Here is a 16680-nt window from a genome sequence, read left to right on the forward strand (position 1 = left end):
CTTGCCGCCAAGGAGGAAAAATGCGTCGACCGACTGTTCATTCCGTCGACGCATTCGAGATGGCGTCTCGGTCAACGTCCGAGCAGCGCCCTGAGCCTGGCGAAGATATTGAAACCTTCGCCCATGGCGGCGCGCACGCGAACGGCGACCCACCCGGCTTTCATGGTCGCACCGACGTGGCAATCGCAGACGATGTTGTGCAACTGCCAGTTGGACAGTTCGAAAAAGCGCTTTGCCTCGCCATAGGTGTCGCCTTCCAGACCCTGCGCCCGCAGTATCGGATCTTCGAACGCGACGCTGATGGGGGATTGCACGCAGTAGGCGTTTTCGCGCATGTCGGGGCTCATATATTCGGTGCCCGGAAGCGCTCCGAGGCGCCGTTCAGGATGACGCTCAAGAAGACTTGCCCAGCGCTCCAGGCGTTGGTTCCGCGTCATTGTCGGGCACACCGTATCAACTTCCGCGATTGCGTGTAGTTGTTCGAGTGTATGGGACTTCATGGTCAGCTCCTGTTGATCCAGGTTCCTCCCGCTTCAAGGTGAGTCGCGAGATCACGACAGCGCGCTCGCCGTCGCCGCGCTCCGAACTCTTTGTTGTCGCTGAAGTTCCATCATTTTGAGAATTTGAAGGCTGGTGCGGCGGCAACTCGGCAAACCCCAGGGCCGTTGCGCCACCTCGGTCGGTGCTGGGTCAGCCCCTTCCAACTCCACGCTCCTGGCCCCGGCCGCCTTTCGGCGCAGGAGTGTCGGTGTTCAATGCTGGAGATCGTCGGGCGGGTCCTCCAGGCTCCTGCTGGGGTGAATTTCGTTCGAGAGGGGGATATCCATCGTGCAGATCACCTCGGCATCGGTGAAGCGCAGCGAGCCAGCTCCGCCGATCTCATAGGGCACCACCTTTTCGATCAGCTCGGATCCGAAGCCGCGTCGCGCAGGTATTGCTGCCGGACCATGCAGGTCCTCGATCCAGCGGATCTTCAGCTCCTGTCTGGCGGGCGTGCCACCCACTTTCCAGCTTACGCTGATTGATTTGTCGGCTGCCGACAGCGCGCCATATTTCATCGAGTTGGTGGCGAGTTCGTGGAACGCCAGGCCCAAGGTCTCCGCCGTCTTTCCGGACAAGGAAATATCCGGGCCATCTATGGTGAACTGATCTTCCGTCCGGCCGCCTTGGGACGCAAGCTCGTCAAGGACAAGCATGTCAAGCTGCACGGTGGCCGAGGCCGATCGCATCAGCACATTGTGCGTGCGTGCAAGCGCATTGATGCGGCCCTCGAGGTGAAAGGCATAGTCCTCGACATTGTTGCTGTTTTCAACCGACCGGCGAGCGATCGAACGGACAATGCTCAACGTGTTGCGAACGCGGTGCTGCAATTCGGCGGCAAATGCCTTCGTCGCCTGGAGGCGGTCGCGTGTGACCTGGAGTTCGGCTTCGAGCCGGGCGATATGATCGTCACGTTCGTCCATCTGTTCATCGACATGGCTGAGCCGCATCGACGCGGAAGCATCGCGTTCTTCGGCGGACACACCTTGCGGACGGGAGAATGTACCCGTGACGTCTTTCTTGGGAGGTCTTTTTCCAGCCACCTGTCAGTCTTTCAACCGTTCATCGATCATGCGCGGTGCCAAGCGCATCGTCTCGTCGGCCTTTGGCTCGCGTTCACGCGCCCAGGATTGGCTTTCGTGCCGCCGCGCGCGGTTTTCAGCCGGCGAAAATGATACCGTCGAGCCGGCAGGAGCATTAATGCCGCCGCTGTCGGCGGAAATATGGAGGGCGATCGCAGCGGCCCAGCGGATCGATCGTACCTGCCGATCCGCCGATCAAATCGCGCTTGGCCATCGCTCGCTACCGCCTCCGGTCACGCCGAACCGGCAGAAGCAGGCCAGGTTCCCTATGATGTTTCATTTTTGCGCTCCACTCGATGAGGCCGTGCCTGATCATGCAAAAGGCTCCCTGACGTCCAACAGATGAAGGTAATCAGGATTGAAAAAGGCCGCCGCCTCCAGTTTCGCCAGGTTCTTGATCGTTACAGTGCCGTTGTTGAACGAAATGAGGCCGTCGCGCCTGAGATCCTGAAGCGTACGGTTGATGTGCACGTTCGAAAGACCGAGCGTATCGCCCAGGGTCGCCTGGGTTACCGGTAGGGGATAGCTCTTGCCGGCCGTTTCACCAATTGCGTGAAGCCTGTGGAACAGCTCGCAAAAAAGGTGAGCCATCCGCTCATAAGCAGTCCGCTGGCCGATGTTGACGACCCATTCGCGGGTGATCGCCTCGTCGAGCAGCGTGGTCCACCAGAGCGCACGCGTAAGATTGGGATAGCTGTTGGTGAAGCCGAGGATGGCGCTCTGCGGGATCGCCGCAACCTTGGAGCGGCTGAGAGCACCGATCGAGTGGTCCATGCGCCGCAGCAGGAACACGTGAAGATCGCAAAGGTCGCCCGGCACCAAATAGGCAAGGATCTGTCGCCGACCGTCTTCGAGAATCTTGTAGCGGCAGGCAAATCCTTCGAGCAGCAGGTTGACCCCGCCTGTCCTGTCGCCCCTTTGGATGACGTCATCGCCGGCGGCGAATTCGGCGACCTTTGTTGTCGCGCTCTCGATGGCGTCGCATTCTTCCACGGACAGGACCGTGAAATTGGACAGCTTGCGGATAAGCGGGTGCCGCGCGGTCTTCGCTCTCAGGCCAACCGCCGGCTCGCTTCTCTCGTTCATCGCGTATCGTGTGCCGTCGCGGCAACGAACTCGACAATGCTGCCGAATTCCAGAGGCTTTTCAAATCGCCTGATCCCGCCGAGCTCTGCTGGTATGGCCGTCTGATCATAGCCGGTGGCGAAGGCGATCGGAACGCCTTTCGCCAACGACTCGCGGGCAATCTCGAATGTCTGCTCGCCGCGCAAGTTGATATCGAGAATCGCAAAATCGCATTGACCGCTGTTCAGCAATTCGATTGCGGGCTCGACCGTGGCGACCGGGCCGAGCACTGTCGCCCCTTGTGTGACGAGAGCCTTACGCAGGTCATCGGCGAGAAAATATTCGTCTTCCACGATCAAAACGCGAATCCCGCCCAGAAAGGCTGATTTCGCCGCTTCCCCGTCCATGGTGCAAGAGCTCTCCCTTTGCAGCGGCCATCACTTGGGACACTACACCGCAACCCGCTGCACTCCCAGTTATATTTCCACCGATGCAGCGGAGGTGAACTCCAAAGCCACCGCCAGCCCCTATTTTCCTGAATCGACATCTTTTTCGTCTGCCGTTTTAACAATTGTGATGGCAGGTTTCGGTGTCCGTCAACACAGTGAGAAAAACGGGGAAATAAGGAGGAGGAACCGATGCCTGTGATCGATATGACCTCGAAGGAACTGATCCGGGCCATCGATCACTACATCAATTCCCGCAGAAATCTCGAATGGCCAATTTCCACGGCGCAGGCGGTGTCAGCCATCCGTTACGAACTGCCAGAATGCACTCTCTCCGACAAAGAACTGGCGGACATTGTTGCCAGCTCAGCAATTCAAAAGCATCGCAACATCGCATTTGACCTGCAGTCGTAGCCATGCTCATGCATGTCGCCCAAAACGCCTCGGTTTGGAACAAAGACATGCATGAAAACAGAAACCTGACACAGGTCGCCCGCCTCGACGCATGCCGGGGCGGGCGCTTTGGAACATGCGGTCATTGAAGGACCTGGACGATTTTCCGGGTTTCCGGGTCGACCAGAACTGTTCGATTGTCGACCACGACGTAGCGGTATTTCACATCGGGAACTTCATGAAGTTCGACCGTATCAGGCACGGTGGATCCGACATTGAGTTCCACGCCGGGCAGTTGGACCGAGGCCAGCGGCTGCTTCTTCACATACTCCTTGATAACGGTTTCTTGCTCCGGCTGGATGACCACATCTTGCGCCGCGGCCGCTCCGGCCCCCGCAAGAAACAGGATGCCCACTGCCGTTCCCAGTAGATATTTTTCCACTTCTGTCTCCATCAGATGTTGGGCAGGGCGCCAAGCCGACGACGCCACCGGCGTTTCGGCAGGTGCGCCCCATGCGCCGAACTTCGCAAAATGCCGGCAGTTCCATCCGCTCCGGAATATATTAGCCTTCGGTGGAACAATCACGGGGTGGCAAAGTTTTGCCGCGAAGGGACTGCCATCCTAGGAGATTTCCCATGAGAACCACTCTGATCACCAGCATGTTAGCGCTTACCCTCGGATGTGGGGCGGCAATCGCGCAGACCCAGCAGCAGTCGGGCGAAGCGGCCCAATCGGGTGGGGCAGACACTTGCGCAGCCGGCTCGGCCAATTGCCAGAAGGGCGGCAGCACCGAGCAGCAGACGCAAGGCAAGGCCGGCATGAAGACCGACGAGCAGGCGCAAGGCAAAGCCGGAGCGAAGACCGATGAGCAGGCGCAGGGCAAGGCGGGCCTAAAGACCGACGAGCAGGCGCAAGGTAAGGCCGGCATGAAGACCGATGAGCAGGCGCAAGGCAAGGCCGGCATGAAGACCGACGAGCAGGCGCAAGGCAAAGCCGGAGCGAAGACCGACGAGCAGGCGCAAGGCAAGGCGGGCGTGAAGACCGATCAGCAGGCGCAAGGCAAGCCCCGCATGAAGACCGACGAGCAGGCGCAGGGCAAGGCCGGTACGACTACCGATCAGCAAGCGCAGGGCAAGGCCGGTACGACTACCGACCAGAGTTCAACCGCTTCAATCAACAATATATCCGTCGAGCAGAAGACCGAAATCACCAACGTCATCCGCGAGACGAAGGTGGAACCGGTCTCGAACCTCGACGTGGACATTTCGGTCGGCGTGAAAGTGCCGAAGCAGAAGGTGCGGCTGCATCGACTTCCGCACCGGATCGTCGAAATCGTTCCTGCCTATGAGAGCTATGAATATTTCCTCCTGGCCGATGGCAGGATTGTTATTGTCGATCCGAACTCATATGAGATCGTCGCTATCCTGAGTTAGGAACCGAGCCGACTAACAAAAGCCCGCTCTCCATCGAAAGCGGGCTTTTGCGGCGCCTTCGGGCTCGAAAAATGTCAGTCGTGCGTCCCCTATTCACTCCGCTGCCATGTCGGGTGCCCGGCTTCGTACCGGGCCTAGCGCGTCGGCGTTCTGCACCAGTGCGCGCATGTAGCCCAATGCGAAGGCCTTGCCGGCGTGCCATGGCGCGTCGCAGGCCATCTCAGGCGTGTGATCGGGTGTCATGACGCCTTGATAATTCTCGTCGCGCAGAATGCGCACGATCTCGGCCATGTCGATGTCGCCGTCGTCGACGAAGGTTTCGTGATATTTCGGCACTTTGCCCCGCACATTGCGGAAATGGATATAGCCGATGCGGCCACGCCGCGCGAAACGGCGCACATGGCTGTAGATCTCCTCGGTCTGCGGCATCTCCTGCAGCGAGCCGAGGCAGAGCTCCAGCCCGTTGGCGGGCGAGTCGACGATATCCATCAGCCGATCATATTTCTGCGGCCGGTTGACGAGGCGCGCCGTGCCGCGCAGCGCCTCGGCGGGTGGATCGTCCGGATGCGCAGCCATCACGACGCCGGCCTCTTCGGCCACCGGTACGATTTCGCGCAGAAAGACGCCAAGCCGTTCCCACAGTTCTTCTTGCGAGACCCTGACAGGCGCGGCGCCGGCTCGGCCCGGCCGGTAGCGCATATTCCAGACCACTCCGTCGGGCAGCGGCAGGTCGGGATCGATATTGGACAAATCGAGCCCCACGGACATGGCGTCGCCGCGCGCGAATGGCCCGCGCTGCCAGCCCCACACGCCCGCGATCGAGAAGTTGTAGCCTATGCAGGGAATGCCGGCCCGGCCGGCGTCACGCACCAGGCGCTTGAGGCCGTCGAGCTGCCTCGACCGATCGGGGCCGCCGAGCAGCACGTCGGACCAGAAGCGCGGCGACAGGTTTTCGATGCCGGCGATCTCCAGGCCGTTGTCGCGTACGGTTTTCACCAGTCCGGTGAAATCCTCGTAGCTCCACAATCCATCCGTTGAACAATCGCCCCAGCCATCCGTTTCGGTGCCGGCCGACAGCGAGGGATCGCGGCCGCGAAAATAGTTGGTCAGATGCGCAACGACATGCGTTGCGCCGGCCTGCCGGGCAAAGCGGAAATTCTCCGGCGTCAGCGAATCGCGATAGAGGCCAAGTCCGATCTTCATCCGCGTTACCCTACTTGACGCCGATGCCGGCGGTGAGGCCGCCATCGATCTTGTAGTCAGCGCCGGTGCAGAAGCCGGCTTTCGATGAACACAGGAAAGCGATGAGCTCCGCCACTTCCTCCGGCTCGCCGATGCGGCCGAGCGGATGGGCGGCGCCGAAGCGTCTGTAGGCTTCTTCGACATCGGCGTCGCTTCCATTGTCGCCACGCGCTGCCTTCTCGAGGATTGGCGTGCGGATCGAGCCCGGGCTGACCGAATTGACCCGGATGCCGGCCGCGGCATAGTCGAGCGCCAGCGAACGCGTCAGCGTGTGGATGGCGCCCTTGGTCGTGGCATAGGCGGCGACGTTCTGCTGGCAGGCGAACCCCTGCACCGAGGCGACATTGACGATGGCACCGCCGCCTCGGCGGATCATTTCGGGAATGCCGAAATGCGCGGTCAGGTAGATCGACCCGACATTGACCGTCATCGCCCGGTTCCAGGTTTCCCAGTCGGTCGTGGTCGCCGTGCCGTAGGGGTGGACCGCCGCCGAATTGACGATGATGTCGATGCCGCCGAACCTCGCGACGCCCGCTGCGACCGCGTCGCGCACCTGGTCGGAAACGGAGACATCCACCGTTTGCACCAGCGCATTCGCTCCGGCCTTGGCGAGGTTCTCCTGCATGGCGGCATTGGCCGCCCGGTCGATGCCGCAGGCGATGATCGCAGCGCCGCCTTGCGCCAGGCGGCTCGCAGTGGCGAGCGCGATGCCGGTCGTGCCGGTGATCAGCGCCACCTTGTTCTCAAAATCAGACATGATGCAAATCCTTGGAAGATGCCGGACCCGGCTGCACCGGGTTTGCCGCCGAGATACGGGCGTTTTCGAGGTCGTCGGGAACGAAGCGCAAGCCGAAATCGAGATGCCGGCTCATCAGGTAGCAGTAGGCAATGCGGTCGCGCGCGCGCAGCGCCGCGATGATCTCGCCATGCGCGTGGCGGGTTTCGCTCAGCACCGGCCGGATGGATTTGCCGACGGTCATGATGTGCAGGATGACCGGCGACAGGAACTGATAGGTCTGCACCAGCATACGGTTGCCGGCGAGCTTCATCAGCGCCAGATGAAAATTGAAATCGCGTTGCGCGGCTTCCTGGACATCCTTGCTGGTCTCGATCAGGTCATTGACCTCATCCAGGGCTTCAAGTTCGGCGGCACTGGCATTGAGGATGATGTGGTCGCCGACGCTCACTTCGATGATGCGGCGAAATCCTTGTATGTCGTGAAAGGACGTTTTCGATATGTCCATCTGCGCGGCGAAAAAATTCTGGATCGCGACATTCTGGCGATCGGCGAGCACCGCGCCGACGCGCGGCTTGGGATCGATCAGCCCATAGGTTCGGATGGTGCGCAGCGCCTCGCGTATCGTGTTGCGGCTGGCGCCGAACAGTTCGCCAAGCTCCCGTTCGGTGGGCAGCACATCGCCGATGGACATGGCGCGATTGCGGATGAGGTCGAGGATCTGCCGCACGGTCTGGTCGACGGCGGAACTGCTGATCCCGGCTTCGTCTGCCGCCTCCATCGAATCGTGGCTCGCCTGTTCCACCGCAGAACTCCTTGCTATTTGTTGGACCACCCTAGGGCTCGATCCACAGGAAATCAACTGTATGGCGACGGAAAGGTTCTGTTGACAGGCTTGTGGTCCGACAATATGGTCGCCGCCAACCCTGAGGAGGCTTCATGGAACAGTGCTGGCGCTGGTATGGTCCCGATGATCCGGTGACGCTTGAACATGTCAGGCAGGCCGGCGCCACCGGCGTTGTCTCCGCGTTGCACCAGATCTATGACGGCCGCGCCTGGCCTGAGGCCGATGTGCTCGAGCGCAAGCGGATCATCGAGGCGGCTGGCCTGAAATGGTCGGTCGTCGAGAGTATTCCGGTGCACAATTCCTTCAAGATCGGCGCGCCCGAGCGCGAGCGCTATGCCGGCTACTACCGCGACAGCATCCGGGCGCTCGCCAAGGCCGGCATCGAGACGATCTGCTACAATTTCATGCCGGTGGTGGACTGGACCCGCACCGACCTAATGTATCGCCTGCCGACAACCGGCTATGCGCTGCGCTTCGATGCGATCGATTTCGCGGCCTATGATCTTTTCGTGCTGCAGCGCAAGAACGGTGCGGCAAGCTATACGCCGGCGCGTATCGCCGAGGCCGAGAAGCGGCTGAAGATGCTGACGCCAGAGCAGATCGACCGGATCGAGCGCAACCTCATTGCCGGCCTGCCGGCGACCGAACGCAGCTATAACAGGGACAGTTTTCGCGAAGCCCTGGCTGAATACGATTCGATCGGGCCGAAGGAGTTGCGCGACAACCTCGCCTGGTTCCTGCGCGAGATCATTCCGGCGGCCGAAGAGGAGGGGGTGCGCATGTGCATCCATCCCGACGACCCGCCATTCTCGCTCTACGGCCTGCCGCGCGTGGTTTCGACGGCACAGGACGCGCGTTTCATCCTCAACGCCGTCGACAGTCCCGCCAATGGACTGACCTTCTGCACCGGCTCCTATGGCACGCGCGCCGACAACGACATCGTCGCCATGGTCAAGGAATTCGCCGACCGCATCCATTTCGTCCACCTGCGCAACATCACCATCGAGGAGGACGGCTCGTTCTATGAAGCCGAGCATCTCGAAGGCGGCACCGACATGGCGAACGTCATCCTCGCTCTGATGCAGGAAGAAAAGCGCCGTCGCGAGCAAGGCCGGGCCGACTGGCAAATCCCGATGCGGCCGGACCATGGGCATCTGCTTGCCGACGACATCGGCAAGAAAAAGATCAACCCCGGCTATTCGCTTATCGGACGGCTCAAGGGGTTGGCTGAACTGCGCGGCATCATGCGCGCCGTGGAGCGTTTCGATCTGGCTTGAACCCTGCATCGGCCAGTCGGGAGGATGTGTGCGCTTGCGCAAATGAAAACAAGTTGCGCATATGAAAAATGGTGCTAGTGTCGATGGCGAGCCGGCTATTGCCGGTGCCGGGAGGATTTGAGTGGCATGACGAAGCTGCGCGGACTGGCGTGGGATCATAGACGATGCTGGGGTCCGCTGGACGCCAGCATCGAGTCCTATTGCGCCGCGCATCCCGGCCTGGAGATCCAATGGGACCGCCGCAGCCTCTATGAATTCGGTGAGGGCGCCCTCGGTCCGGTGCTCGGCACTTACGATCTGGTCGTGTTCGACCATCCCTTCATCGGCGATATCGCCCAGGATGAACTGATGGTCCCGTTCGACGCTTATCTGTCGGCCGAACAGATCCGTTTCTTCGAACGTGACTCAGTCGGGGCGTCCTGGCGCTCTTACCAGAAGAACAGCCGTCAGTGGGCGCTGCCGATCGATGCCGCCTGCCAGGTCGCCTCCTATCGGCCGGATTTGCTGGAGTGCTACGGGCCGGTGCCTAGCACGCACCAGGAAGTGCTGGAGCTTGGCCGGCGCGCGCGCAGCGACGGCAAGTGGCTCGGCCTGCCCTTCGTGCCGACCGACGCCATGTGTCTGCTTCTGACGCTTGGCCGTCCCCAGGAAGATGGCGAGCAATTCATCGCGAAGGAAATGGTCGAGCAGGCGATTGCGCAATTGCGCGAGCTTGTCGCGCTTTCGCACCCGGACTCGTCGAAGTGGAATCCGATCCGCTGCTACGACCACATGATCGCGCATGACGACGTTGTCTACGTGCCGTTCGCCTTCGGCTATGTGAATTACGCCTCGAAACCCGACAGGCCCCATCTGCGCTTCGCCGACGTGCCCACCCCGCAAGCCGCCGGCGCCTTGCTCGGCGGTGCCGGCATCGGCGTCAGCGCCCAATCGAAGCACAAGCAGGCCGCGATCGACTACGCACTGTTCCTGTGCTCGCCCGAATACCAGCGCGGCGACTATGTGAAATCTGGCGGACAACCGGGTTCGCTGGCTGCCTGGAAGGATGCCGGGGTCAATGGTCTTTCCGGCGATTTCTTCGGCTCGACGCTGCGGACGATCGCCTCGTCCTATCTGCGTCCGACCCATCCGGGCTTCATCGCCTTCTTCCGCGAATGCGCGCCGCATGCCGCCGCAGCCATAGCCGGTGACATGTCGGCGACCGAACTCGCAGGCCACGTCAACAGCCTCTACCGCGAAACCAGGCAAGTCCAGCCGGAACGGAGCGTCGCCTGATGGCCGCCAGCGTTGCCGAGACGCTCGACGAGGGCGAAAGCGGCCGCAACGGCTATCGCGTGCCGGCGGTGGAGAAGGCGCTCGACGTTCTGGAATTCATGGCCTCCAGCGCCGAAACGCTGACCCAGACCGAGATCGCGACCGGCCTCGGCCGCTCCATTCACGAGATCTACCGCATCCTGCTTCTGCTGGAGAAACGGGGCTATATCTTTCGCACGCAATCGGACCGTTTCCGGCTGTCGCTGAAGCTGTTCGAACTGGCGCACATGCATCCGCCGGTAAACCGGCTGGTGGAATGCGCTCTGCCGGTGATGCGCGAATTGACCGCCAATGCCGACCAGAGCTGCCATCTCGTGGTGCGCGAGGGCCAGAACGCACTGGTGGTTTTGCAGATCGATTCGCCGCTGCCGATGCGCTACTCGGTAGCACTTGGGTCGCATTTCCCGATCCTCGAAACAAGTTCGGGTGCCGTGCTGCTCGCCCATTCGAACCGGGCCGAGCGCGACCGCATCGTCGAGCGCATCGTGGCCGCCGGTGAGGGCCAGGGCACGCGGGCCGAAATCGAGGCGCGGCTGAACGAGGTCGCCAGGCTCGGCTACGAGATGCGCGCTTCCTTGGCCGTTGCGGCCTGCACCAACATCTCCATGCCTGTGCACGATCACACCGGTGCCGTCATTGCCGCGCTAACCGTGCCGCTGCTGCCGCAGAAGGCGGCGCGGTTCGACAGCGAAACCGTCTTCGAACGCACCCGCGCCGCCGCCGAGAAGATATCGGCGGCACTCGGCTGGGGCGAAGCCACCAACTCCTTACGTGCCGACCCGGAACGGCGGGACTATCCGTTCAGCGACTAACAAAAGCGATAAATCTGGGAGAAGAAAATGCTCTGGTCCAAGTCAATCCTGTTTGCGTCCGCCGCCGTGCTGGCGCTCGGCGCCGCCGCCGCGCATGCCGAGAACATGCCCAAGCGCATCGGCTACGTCACCAACTACGCCACCCATGAGTGGTATCAGAACGTCATCAAGGGCATGAAGGCTCACGGCAAGGAACTCGGCATCGAGGTCGAGGTGCAGGATGCCAATCTCGACATAGCCAAGCAGGTCGCCGCGGCCGAAGACTTCATCGCCAAGGGCGTCGACGTGCTGATCATCACCCCGGTGAACGAAGAAGGCGTGGTGCCGCTGCTGCGCCAGGCCAAGGCCGCCAACGTGCCGGTCGTGCTGGAAGGCAATCCGGTCAAGGGCATGACGACCATGGTCGCCATCTGCGACTACGACACCGGCTATTTCTCCGGCGTCGAGGCCGGCAAATACGCGAAGGAAAAGCTCGGCGGCGTTGCCAAGGTGATGAATGTCGGCCTGCCGCTGCTTTCCGCCACCGTGCTGCGCTCGCACGGCTTCATGGACGGGCTGAAGACCATCATCTCCGATGCGGTCATGGTCCACGATCTCGACGGCGGCGGCAATCCGGACCGCGCTCTCGAAGTGTCCTCCGCGGCACTGGCCAAGAACGCCGATATCAACATCATCTACGGCATCAATGATTCGTCTTCGTTGGGTGGCCTGCAGGCCTGGAAAGCGGCGGGCAAGTCGCAGGATGGCCTGTTGACGGTCGGCACGGGCGGCGAAGGGCTTGCCTTCATCAACGCGATGCAGAACGAGCCTTCCTACCGCATCGAAGCCGCGATGTTCCCCGAGAAGGAAGGCTTTACCGCCATCGATGCCGCGGTGAAGCTTTTCAACAATGAGGAAGTGCCGGAGCACATCGTCAGCCCGACCGCGCCGATGAACGGCGACGATTGGAAGAAGTTCTATGACTATGACGGCACCACCCGCACCATCAAATGGGATGCCGTCAACGCGCTGCAGCCGCCGGCAAAGTGCATGAAGACCTCCGCCGACCTGAAGAAATAAGGCCGGCCGATATCGCCCTTCCCGTGTTGCGGGAAGGGCAGGCGGCCAGGACCTTTCGGTGGCCAAGACAAATGCCGGGTTCGACACGGCAGGTTCCAGAGGGACCAGGCAAACGGCCGGGAATGGACTGAAATGAGCGAGCTTACACAGGCCTCCGCGTCGAAGCGTTTCATCGGCGGCAACCTTCTGGGCAGCAGCCAGCTCGTGCTGGGCGCAATCCTGGCCGTGCTGTGCATCGCCATCTCTATCGCGGCGCCGCAATTCTATTCGGAGGCCAACATCATCGCCATCCTGCGCCAATGCGCTCTGGTGCTGATCGTCGCCTCGGGCATGACCATGCTCATCATCACCGCCGAGGTCGACTTGTCGGTCGGCGCGTCGCTCGCCTTCGTCGGCTGCATCGGCATGGCAGTGCTCAATTCCACCCATAGTCTTACGCTCGGCATGCTGGCGGCGCTCGCCTTTGCCGGCGGGGTCGGCCTGTTCAACGGGCTGGTCGTCACCAGGCTCAGGGTGAATTCGCTGATCGCCACCATCGGAACGATGATGATGCTGCAGGGCGGCGTCTATCTGTTCACGCGCGAGGCGGTGCAGAACCACAACCAATTGGCAAGCTTCACCGATCTCGGCGCCGGTTATGTCGGCCCCGTGCCGGTTCCCGTCATCCTGGCGGCGCTGATCTTCGTGGTTGCCTATGTGACGCTGCGCTTCACCACGCTCGGCCGCTACCTCTACGCAGTCGGCGCCAATGAAAAGGCGGTGCGCCTGTCAGGCATTCGCTCGGAACGGCTCAAGCTGTTGGCCTTCGTCGTCACCGGCCTGTGCGTCGGTGTTGCCGGCATGATCCTGTCGTCGCTGATGAATGCCGGCCAGCCGACCGCCGGCCGTGGCTTCGAGCTGACGGTGATTGCCGCCGTCATCCTCGGCGGCACCAGCCTGCTTGGTGGCCGCGGTTCGCTGTTCGGTACCTTGCTTGGCGTTCTGGTGCTGAAGGTGATCGACAACGGCATCATCATCCTCGGCTGGAACCAGGATTTGCAGATGGTGGTGCCGGGCATCGTCATCATCCTGGCAACCTATCTCGACATCATCCGGAACAGAGCCAATGTCCGTTGATTTCCTGCATCCTGGCGAAGGCGCGGCCATCGATACCGATGTGCCGGCGCTGGAATTGCGCGGCATCGGCAAGCGCTTTCCCGGCGTCGTGGCGCTCGACAATGTCGACTTCACCCTGGAGCCCGGCAAGATCCATGCGCTGATGGGCGAGAACGGCGCCGGCAAGTCGACGCTGATCAAGATCATGGCCGGCGTCTACGGCAAGGATGCCGGCTCCATCCGCATGCACGGACGCGAGGTCGACATCAAGTCGCCGCGCGACAGCTTGAAGCAAGGCATCAAGGTCGTGTTCCAGGAGATCGCGCTGATCTCCGAATTCACCGTTGCCGAGAACATCTTCCTGGAAGGCTATCCGACCGGCAGAAGCGGCTCCATCGACTGGAAGAAGATCCGCGCCGATTCAGCCGCGCTCTTCGACCGCATCGGCTTCAACGTCGATCCGGCGGCGCGAACCGGCTCGTTGCCGGTCAGCCAGCAGCAAATGGTCGAGATCGCCCGCGCGCTCGCTCATGAAGCCCGCGTGGTGGTGATGGACGAGCCGACATCCTCGCTGACGCCGAACGAGGTTTCGCTGCTGTTCACCGTCATCCGCCGGCTTGCCGACCTCGGCATCGCGGTGGTCTATGTCAGCCATAAGCTCGACGAAGTGTTCGAGATCGCCGACACGGTGACGGTGCTGCGCGACGGGCGCCACATCTCGACCAAGCCGATCGGCGAGCACACCAACGACACGCTGATCCAGGACATGATCGGCCGGCGCATCGAAAATCTGTTTCCCCGCAAGCGTGGCGCACCGGCTAGCAAGGTAGCCCTGTCAGTGGACAAGCTCAGCACGGCGAAGAAGCTCAACGGCGTGTCCTTCGAGGCGCGCGCCGGCGAGGTGCTCGGCTTCTTCGGGCTGATGGGCGCCGGTCGCACCGAACTCGCCAAGGCGATCGTCGGTTACGATCCGATCACTTCGGGCACGATCACCGTCGACGGCCAGCGCCTCTCGCCGCACGATACGCGCACCGGCGTCAGGTTAGGTATCGGTCTGCTCACCGAGGATCGCAAGAGCGAAGGGCTGATGGGCGAGCTGCCTGTCTACCAGAATGCCAGCCTCGCCTCGCTCGGCGCCTTCGCCCGCATGGGCTTCGTCGATAAGGCCAGGGAACACAAAGCGGTGCAGGATTACGTCGACCGCTTCCGCATCAAGACGCCCAGCCTGTTCCAAGAGGTGAAGAACCTGTCTGGCGGCAACCAGCAGAAGGTGCTGATCTCGCGCTGGCTGATGCGCGGCCTCAAGGTCATCGTCGTCGACGAGCCGACCCGCGGCATCGATGTCGGCGCCAAGTCGGAGATATTCGCCCTGATCGACCGGCTCGCCGGCGAAGGCTTGGCTGTCGTCATGATGACGTCGGAGATGCCGGAACTGCTCGGTCTTGCCGACCGGGTCGCGGTGATGTGCGAAGGCCGCCTGACCGCGATCATGCCGCGCGACGAAGCCACGCAGGAGAAGATCCTCAATGCGGCGATCGGATAAGACATGAGCGTTGTGAATACAGTCTCCGCGAAAGCCCGGCCGTCCATGCTGGCGCGGCTCTTTGCCCGGCAGGAATTGGCGCTGCTGGTCTGCCTCGTGCTGGTGCTGGCTTTCTTCTCCGTTACCGTCGAGAATTTCTTCTCCGTGCGCAACATGACCAATGTGCTCGGCCAGGCCTCGCTCGCGCTCACCGCCGGCATTGGCTGCGCCATCGTCTTCATTTCCGGCGAGGTCGATATTTCGATCGGATCGCTGCTGGCGACCATTGCACTGCCGCTGATCATCATCATGAACGACACCAATTCGCTGCTGCTCGGCGTCGGCGGCGCGCTGTTGTTCGGGCTGATCATCGGTGTCGTCAACGGCTATCTCACCGCCTATGCCGGCATCAACTCGCTGATCGTGACGCTGGGCACGATGTTCATCATGCGCGGCGGCGTCTATCTCTACACTGGTCAGCGGGCGATCCCTGACGATGCCAGCCTCGACAGCTTCATCGCGCTGTCGGATGGCCGCCTGTTCAACGTCATCCCCTATTCGGCCGTCATCGCCATCGTCCTGCTCGCCACCTTCGCCTACATGATGCAGCACCGGCCGTTCGGACGGCAAATCTATGCCGTCGGCGGCAATCAGGAAGTGGCCCGTCTTGCAGGCTACGACGTGCGGCGGGTCAAGTTCATCTGCTTCATCATCAGCGCGCTGCTGGCGACGGTCGCCGGCATCATCCTGGCCGCGCGGGTCGGCTCGGCACAGCATACGGCGGGGCTCAATTTCGAATTCCAGGTGGTTGCCGCCACCGTGCTCGGCGGGGTCAGCCTTGTGGGGGGCATCGGCAGCCTGACCGGCATGGCGCTGGGCGTGCTGATCCTGCAATTCCTGTCCAACGGCCTGCGCGGGCTTGGCCTGCCGACCGAGTGGCAGCTGGTCATCACCGGCATGATCATCATTGCCGCGGTCGCCCTCGATGAGGCGAAACGCCGGCGTGCGAATGGAGGCTGAAGATGGCTCGTCTTGAAGCAAAAATCGCCGTCATCACTGGTGCGGCCGACGGTATCGGCCACGCGATCGCGCAAGCGATGGCGCGCGAAGGGGCGCATGTCTTCCTGGGCGACATCGCCGACAGCGCTGGCGAGGATTTCGCGGCCGCACTTCGCGCTGCCGGCCACCGCGCCGACTATCTGCATTGCGACGTCTCGCAGGAGGCCGACATTTCAGGCCTCATCGACAGTGCCGTCAAAAAGTCGGGACGCCTCGACATCCTCGTCAACAACGCGGCCATTGCCATTGGCGGCATGCCGGTGCACGAGATGACCGACGAGCAGTGGCACCGGCTGATAGCAGTCAACCTGACCAGCGTGTTTCGCGCCTGTAAATACGCGCTGCCGCACATGATCGCGCAGAAATCGGGCTCGATCATCAACATGGCCTCCGCGCAAGGCCACATCGGGCTTGATGGCTGGACCGCCTATGCCGGTGCCAAGGGCGCGGTCATGGCGATGACACGCCAGATGGCGGTTGAATTCGGGCCGCTGAACATCCGCGTCAATTCGATCTCGCCGGGCACCATCAACACGCCGATGAACGACAAACTCATCAAGGAGATCGGCGGCAATCTTGCCAAGGCCTGGGTCAAGATGCATCCGCTCGGCCGTATCGGCGAGCCTTCGGAAGTGGCCGAGGCCGCCGTCTATCTTGCCTCCGATGCCGCCGGCTTCACCACCGGCACCGACCTGCGCGTCGATGGCGGGCTGACGGCGGCGCCGCGCTACGTTCCCGAACTGCTTTGAAAATTTTG

General features: G+C 62.0%; 19 protein-coding genes. 11 read left to right on the plus strand and 8 right to left on the minus strand.

All coding sequences use genetic code 11. The features are described 5' to 3' along the window. Window positions 1-71: 71 nt before the first annotated feature. Together FJ428_RS00890 and FJ428_RS30550 are read right to left on the minus strand one after the other, a co-directional pair. Entirely contained in the window at window positions 72-500 is a 429-nt protein-coding gene (locus tag FJ428_RS00890) for a hypothetical protein (protein ID WP_140515225.1), read from the minus strand. A gap of 252 nt (window positions 501-752) precedes the next feature. Further along, the gene (locus FJ428_RS30550; protein WP_224519092.1) at window positions 753-1094 is read right to left on the minus strand and encodes a sensor histidine kinase; all 342 of its coding nucleotides are present in this window, start codon (window positions 1092-1094) and stop codon (window positions 753-755) included. Between FJ428_RS30550 and FJ428_RS30555 the strand changes: the two genes are divergently transcribed. Next, window positions 1077-1715, plus strand: a complete 639-nt coding sequence (locus FJ428_RS30555; protein ID WP_246670975.1) for a hypothetical protein — start codon at window positions 1077-1079, stop codon at window positions 1713-1715. The genes FJ428_RS30550 and FJ428_RS30555 overlap by 18 nt on opposite strands. Window positions 1716-1934: 219 nt before the next feature. On the opposite strand, the gene FJ428_RS00900 is transcribed toward FJ428_RS30555, so the two are convergent. Both FJ428_RS00900 and FJ428_RS00905 read right to left on the minus strand, forming a co-directional pair. Next, window positions 1935-2708, minus strand: coding sequence for a Crp/Fnr family transcriptional regulator (locus tag FJ428_RS00900; RefSeq protein WP_140497473.1), 774 nt, complete (start codon window positions 2706-2708; stop codon window positions 1935-1937). Continuing rightward, window positions 2705-3094: a response regulator gene (locus tag FJ428_RS00905; RefSeq protein ID WP_140655479.1), complete on the minus strand. Its 390-nt coding sequence runs from the start codon at window positions 3092-3094 to the stop codon at window positions 2705-2707. Before FJ428_RS00905 ends, FJ428_RS00900 begins: the two co-directional genes overlap by 4 nt. Before the next feature lie 231 nt (window positions 3095-3325). Here FJ428_RS00905 and FJ428_RS00910 point away from each other — a divergent pair, with 231 nt between their 5' ends. Further along, window positions 3326-3547: a hypothetical protein gene (locus FJ428_RS00910; RefSeq protein WP_140497477.1), complete on the plus strand. Its 222-nt coding sequence runs from the start codon at window positions 3326-3328 to the stop codon at window positions 3545-3547. Between the two features lie 121 nt (window positions 3548-3668). Here the strand turns inward: FJ428_RS00910 and FJ428_RS00915 are convergent, their stop codons facing one another. After that, the gene (locus FJ428_RS00915) at window positions 3669-3968 is read right to left on the minus strand and encodes a DUF1236 domain-containing protein (protein ID WP_224519082.1); all 300 of its coding nucleotides are present in this window, start codon (window positions 3966-3968) and stop codon (window positions 3669-3671) included. Window positions 3969-4162: 194 nt separating this feature from the next. Between FJ428_RS00915 and FJ428_RS00920 the strand changes: the two genes are divergently transcribed. Then, window positions 4163-4960, plus strand: a complete 798-nt coding sequence (locus tag FJ428_RS00920; RefSeq protein ID WP_140878762.1) for a DUF1236 domain-containing protein — start codon at window positions 4163-4165, stop codon at window positions 4958-4960. 93 nt (window positions 4961-5053) lie between these two features. Here FJ428_RS00920 and FJ428_RS00925 read toward each other — a convergent pair whose 3' ends face one another. The 3 genes from FJ428_RS00925 to FJ428_RS00935 are packed head-to-tail and all read right to left on the minus strand — an operon-like array spanning window position 5054 to window position 7743. Beyond that, window positions 5054-6163 (minus strand): mannonate dehydratase, encoded by a 1110-nt coding sequence (locus FJ428_RS00925; protein WP_140878763.1) that lies wholly within the window; start codon window positions 6161-6163, stop codon window positions 5054-5056. A 10-nt stretch (window positions 6164-6173) separates the two neighbouring features. Beyond that, entirely contained in the window at window positions 6174-6959 is a 786-nt protein-coding gene (locus tag FJ428_RS00930) for an SDR family oxidoreductase (RefSeq protein WP_140515230.1), read from the minus strand. Then, window positions 6952-7743: a FadR/GntR family transcriptional regulator gene (locus FJ428_RS00935; RefSeq protein ID WP_224519084.1), complete on the minus strand. Its 792-nt coding sequence runs from the start codon at window positions 7741-7743 to the stop codon at window positions 6952-6954. Before FJ428_RS00935 ends, FJ428_RS00930 begins: the two co-directional genes overlap by 8 nt. 134 nt (window positions 7744-7877) lie before the next feature. Here FJ428_RS00935 and uxuA point away from each other — a divergent pair, with 134 nt between their 5' ends. The 8 genes from uxuA (at window position 7878) to FJ428_RS00975 (ending at window position 16672) form a co-directional block, all read left to right on the plus strand. Then, window positions 7878-9062 (plus strand): mannonate dehydratase, encoded by a 1185-nt coding sequence (uxuA, locus tag FJ428_RS00940; protein WP_140763641.1) that lies wholly within the window; start codon window positions 7878-7880, stop codon window positions 9060-9062. A gap of 126 nt (window positions 9063-9188) precedes the next feature. Then, window positions 9189-10337, plus strand: coding sequence for an extracellular solute-binding protein (locus tag FJ428_RS00945; RefSeq protein ID WP_140878764.1), 1149 nt, complete (start codon window positions 9189-9191; stop codon window positions 10335-10337). Then, the gene (locus tag FJ428_RS00950) at window positions 10337-11188 is read left to right on the plus strand and encodes an IclR family transcriptional regulator (protein ID WP_140515233.1); all 852 of its coding nucleotides are present in this window, start codon (window positions 10337-10339) and stop codon (window positions 11186-11188) included. Before FJ428_RS00945 ends, FJ428_RS00950 begins: the two co-directional genes overlap by 1 nt. Window positions 11189-11215: 27 nt before the next feature. After that, on the plus strand, window positions 11216-12247 hold the full coding sequence (locus FJ428_RS00955) for a sugar ABC transporter substrate-binding protein (protein ID WP_140878765.1): 1032 nt from the start codon (window positions 11216-11218) through the stop codon (window positions 12245-12247). A 132-nt stretch (window positions 12248-12379) separates the two neighbouring features. After that, on the plus strand, window positions 12380-13363 hold the full coding sequence (locus FJ428_RS00960; protein ID WP_140497493.1) for an ABC transporter permease: 984 nt from the start codon (window positions 12380-12382) through the stop codon (window positions 13361-13363). After that, complete coding sequence (locus FJ428_RS00965) at window positions 13353-14885, plus strand: sugar ABC transporter ATP-binding protein (RefSeq protein WP_140878766.1); 1533 nt, start codon at window positions 13353-13355, stop codon at window positions 14883-14885. Before FJ428_RS00960 ends, FJ428_RS00965 begins: the two co-directional genes overlap by 11 nt. Window positions 14886-14888: 3 nt before the next feature. Further along, window positions 14889-15884, plus strand: coding sequence for an ABC transporter permease (locus FJ428_RS00970; RefSeq protein WP_140878767.1), 996 nt, complete (start codon window positions 14889-14891; stop codon window positions 15882-15884). 2 nt (window positions 15885-15886) lie between these two features. After that, the gene (locus FJ428_RS00975; protein WP_140878768.1) at window positions 15887-16672 is read left to right on the plus strand and encodes an SDR family oxidoreductase; all 786 of its coding nucleotides are present in this window, start codon (window positions 15887-15889) and stop codon (window positions 16670-16672) included. Window positions 16673-16680: the final 8 nt, after the last annotated feature.

The sequence above is a fragment of the Mesorhizobium sp. B2-8-1 genome (assembly GCF_006440955.1).
Lineage (GTDB): Bacteria > Pseudomonadota > Alphaproteobacteria > Rhizobiales > Rhizobiaceae > Mesorhizobium.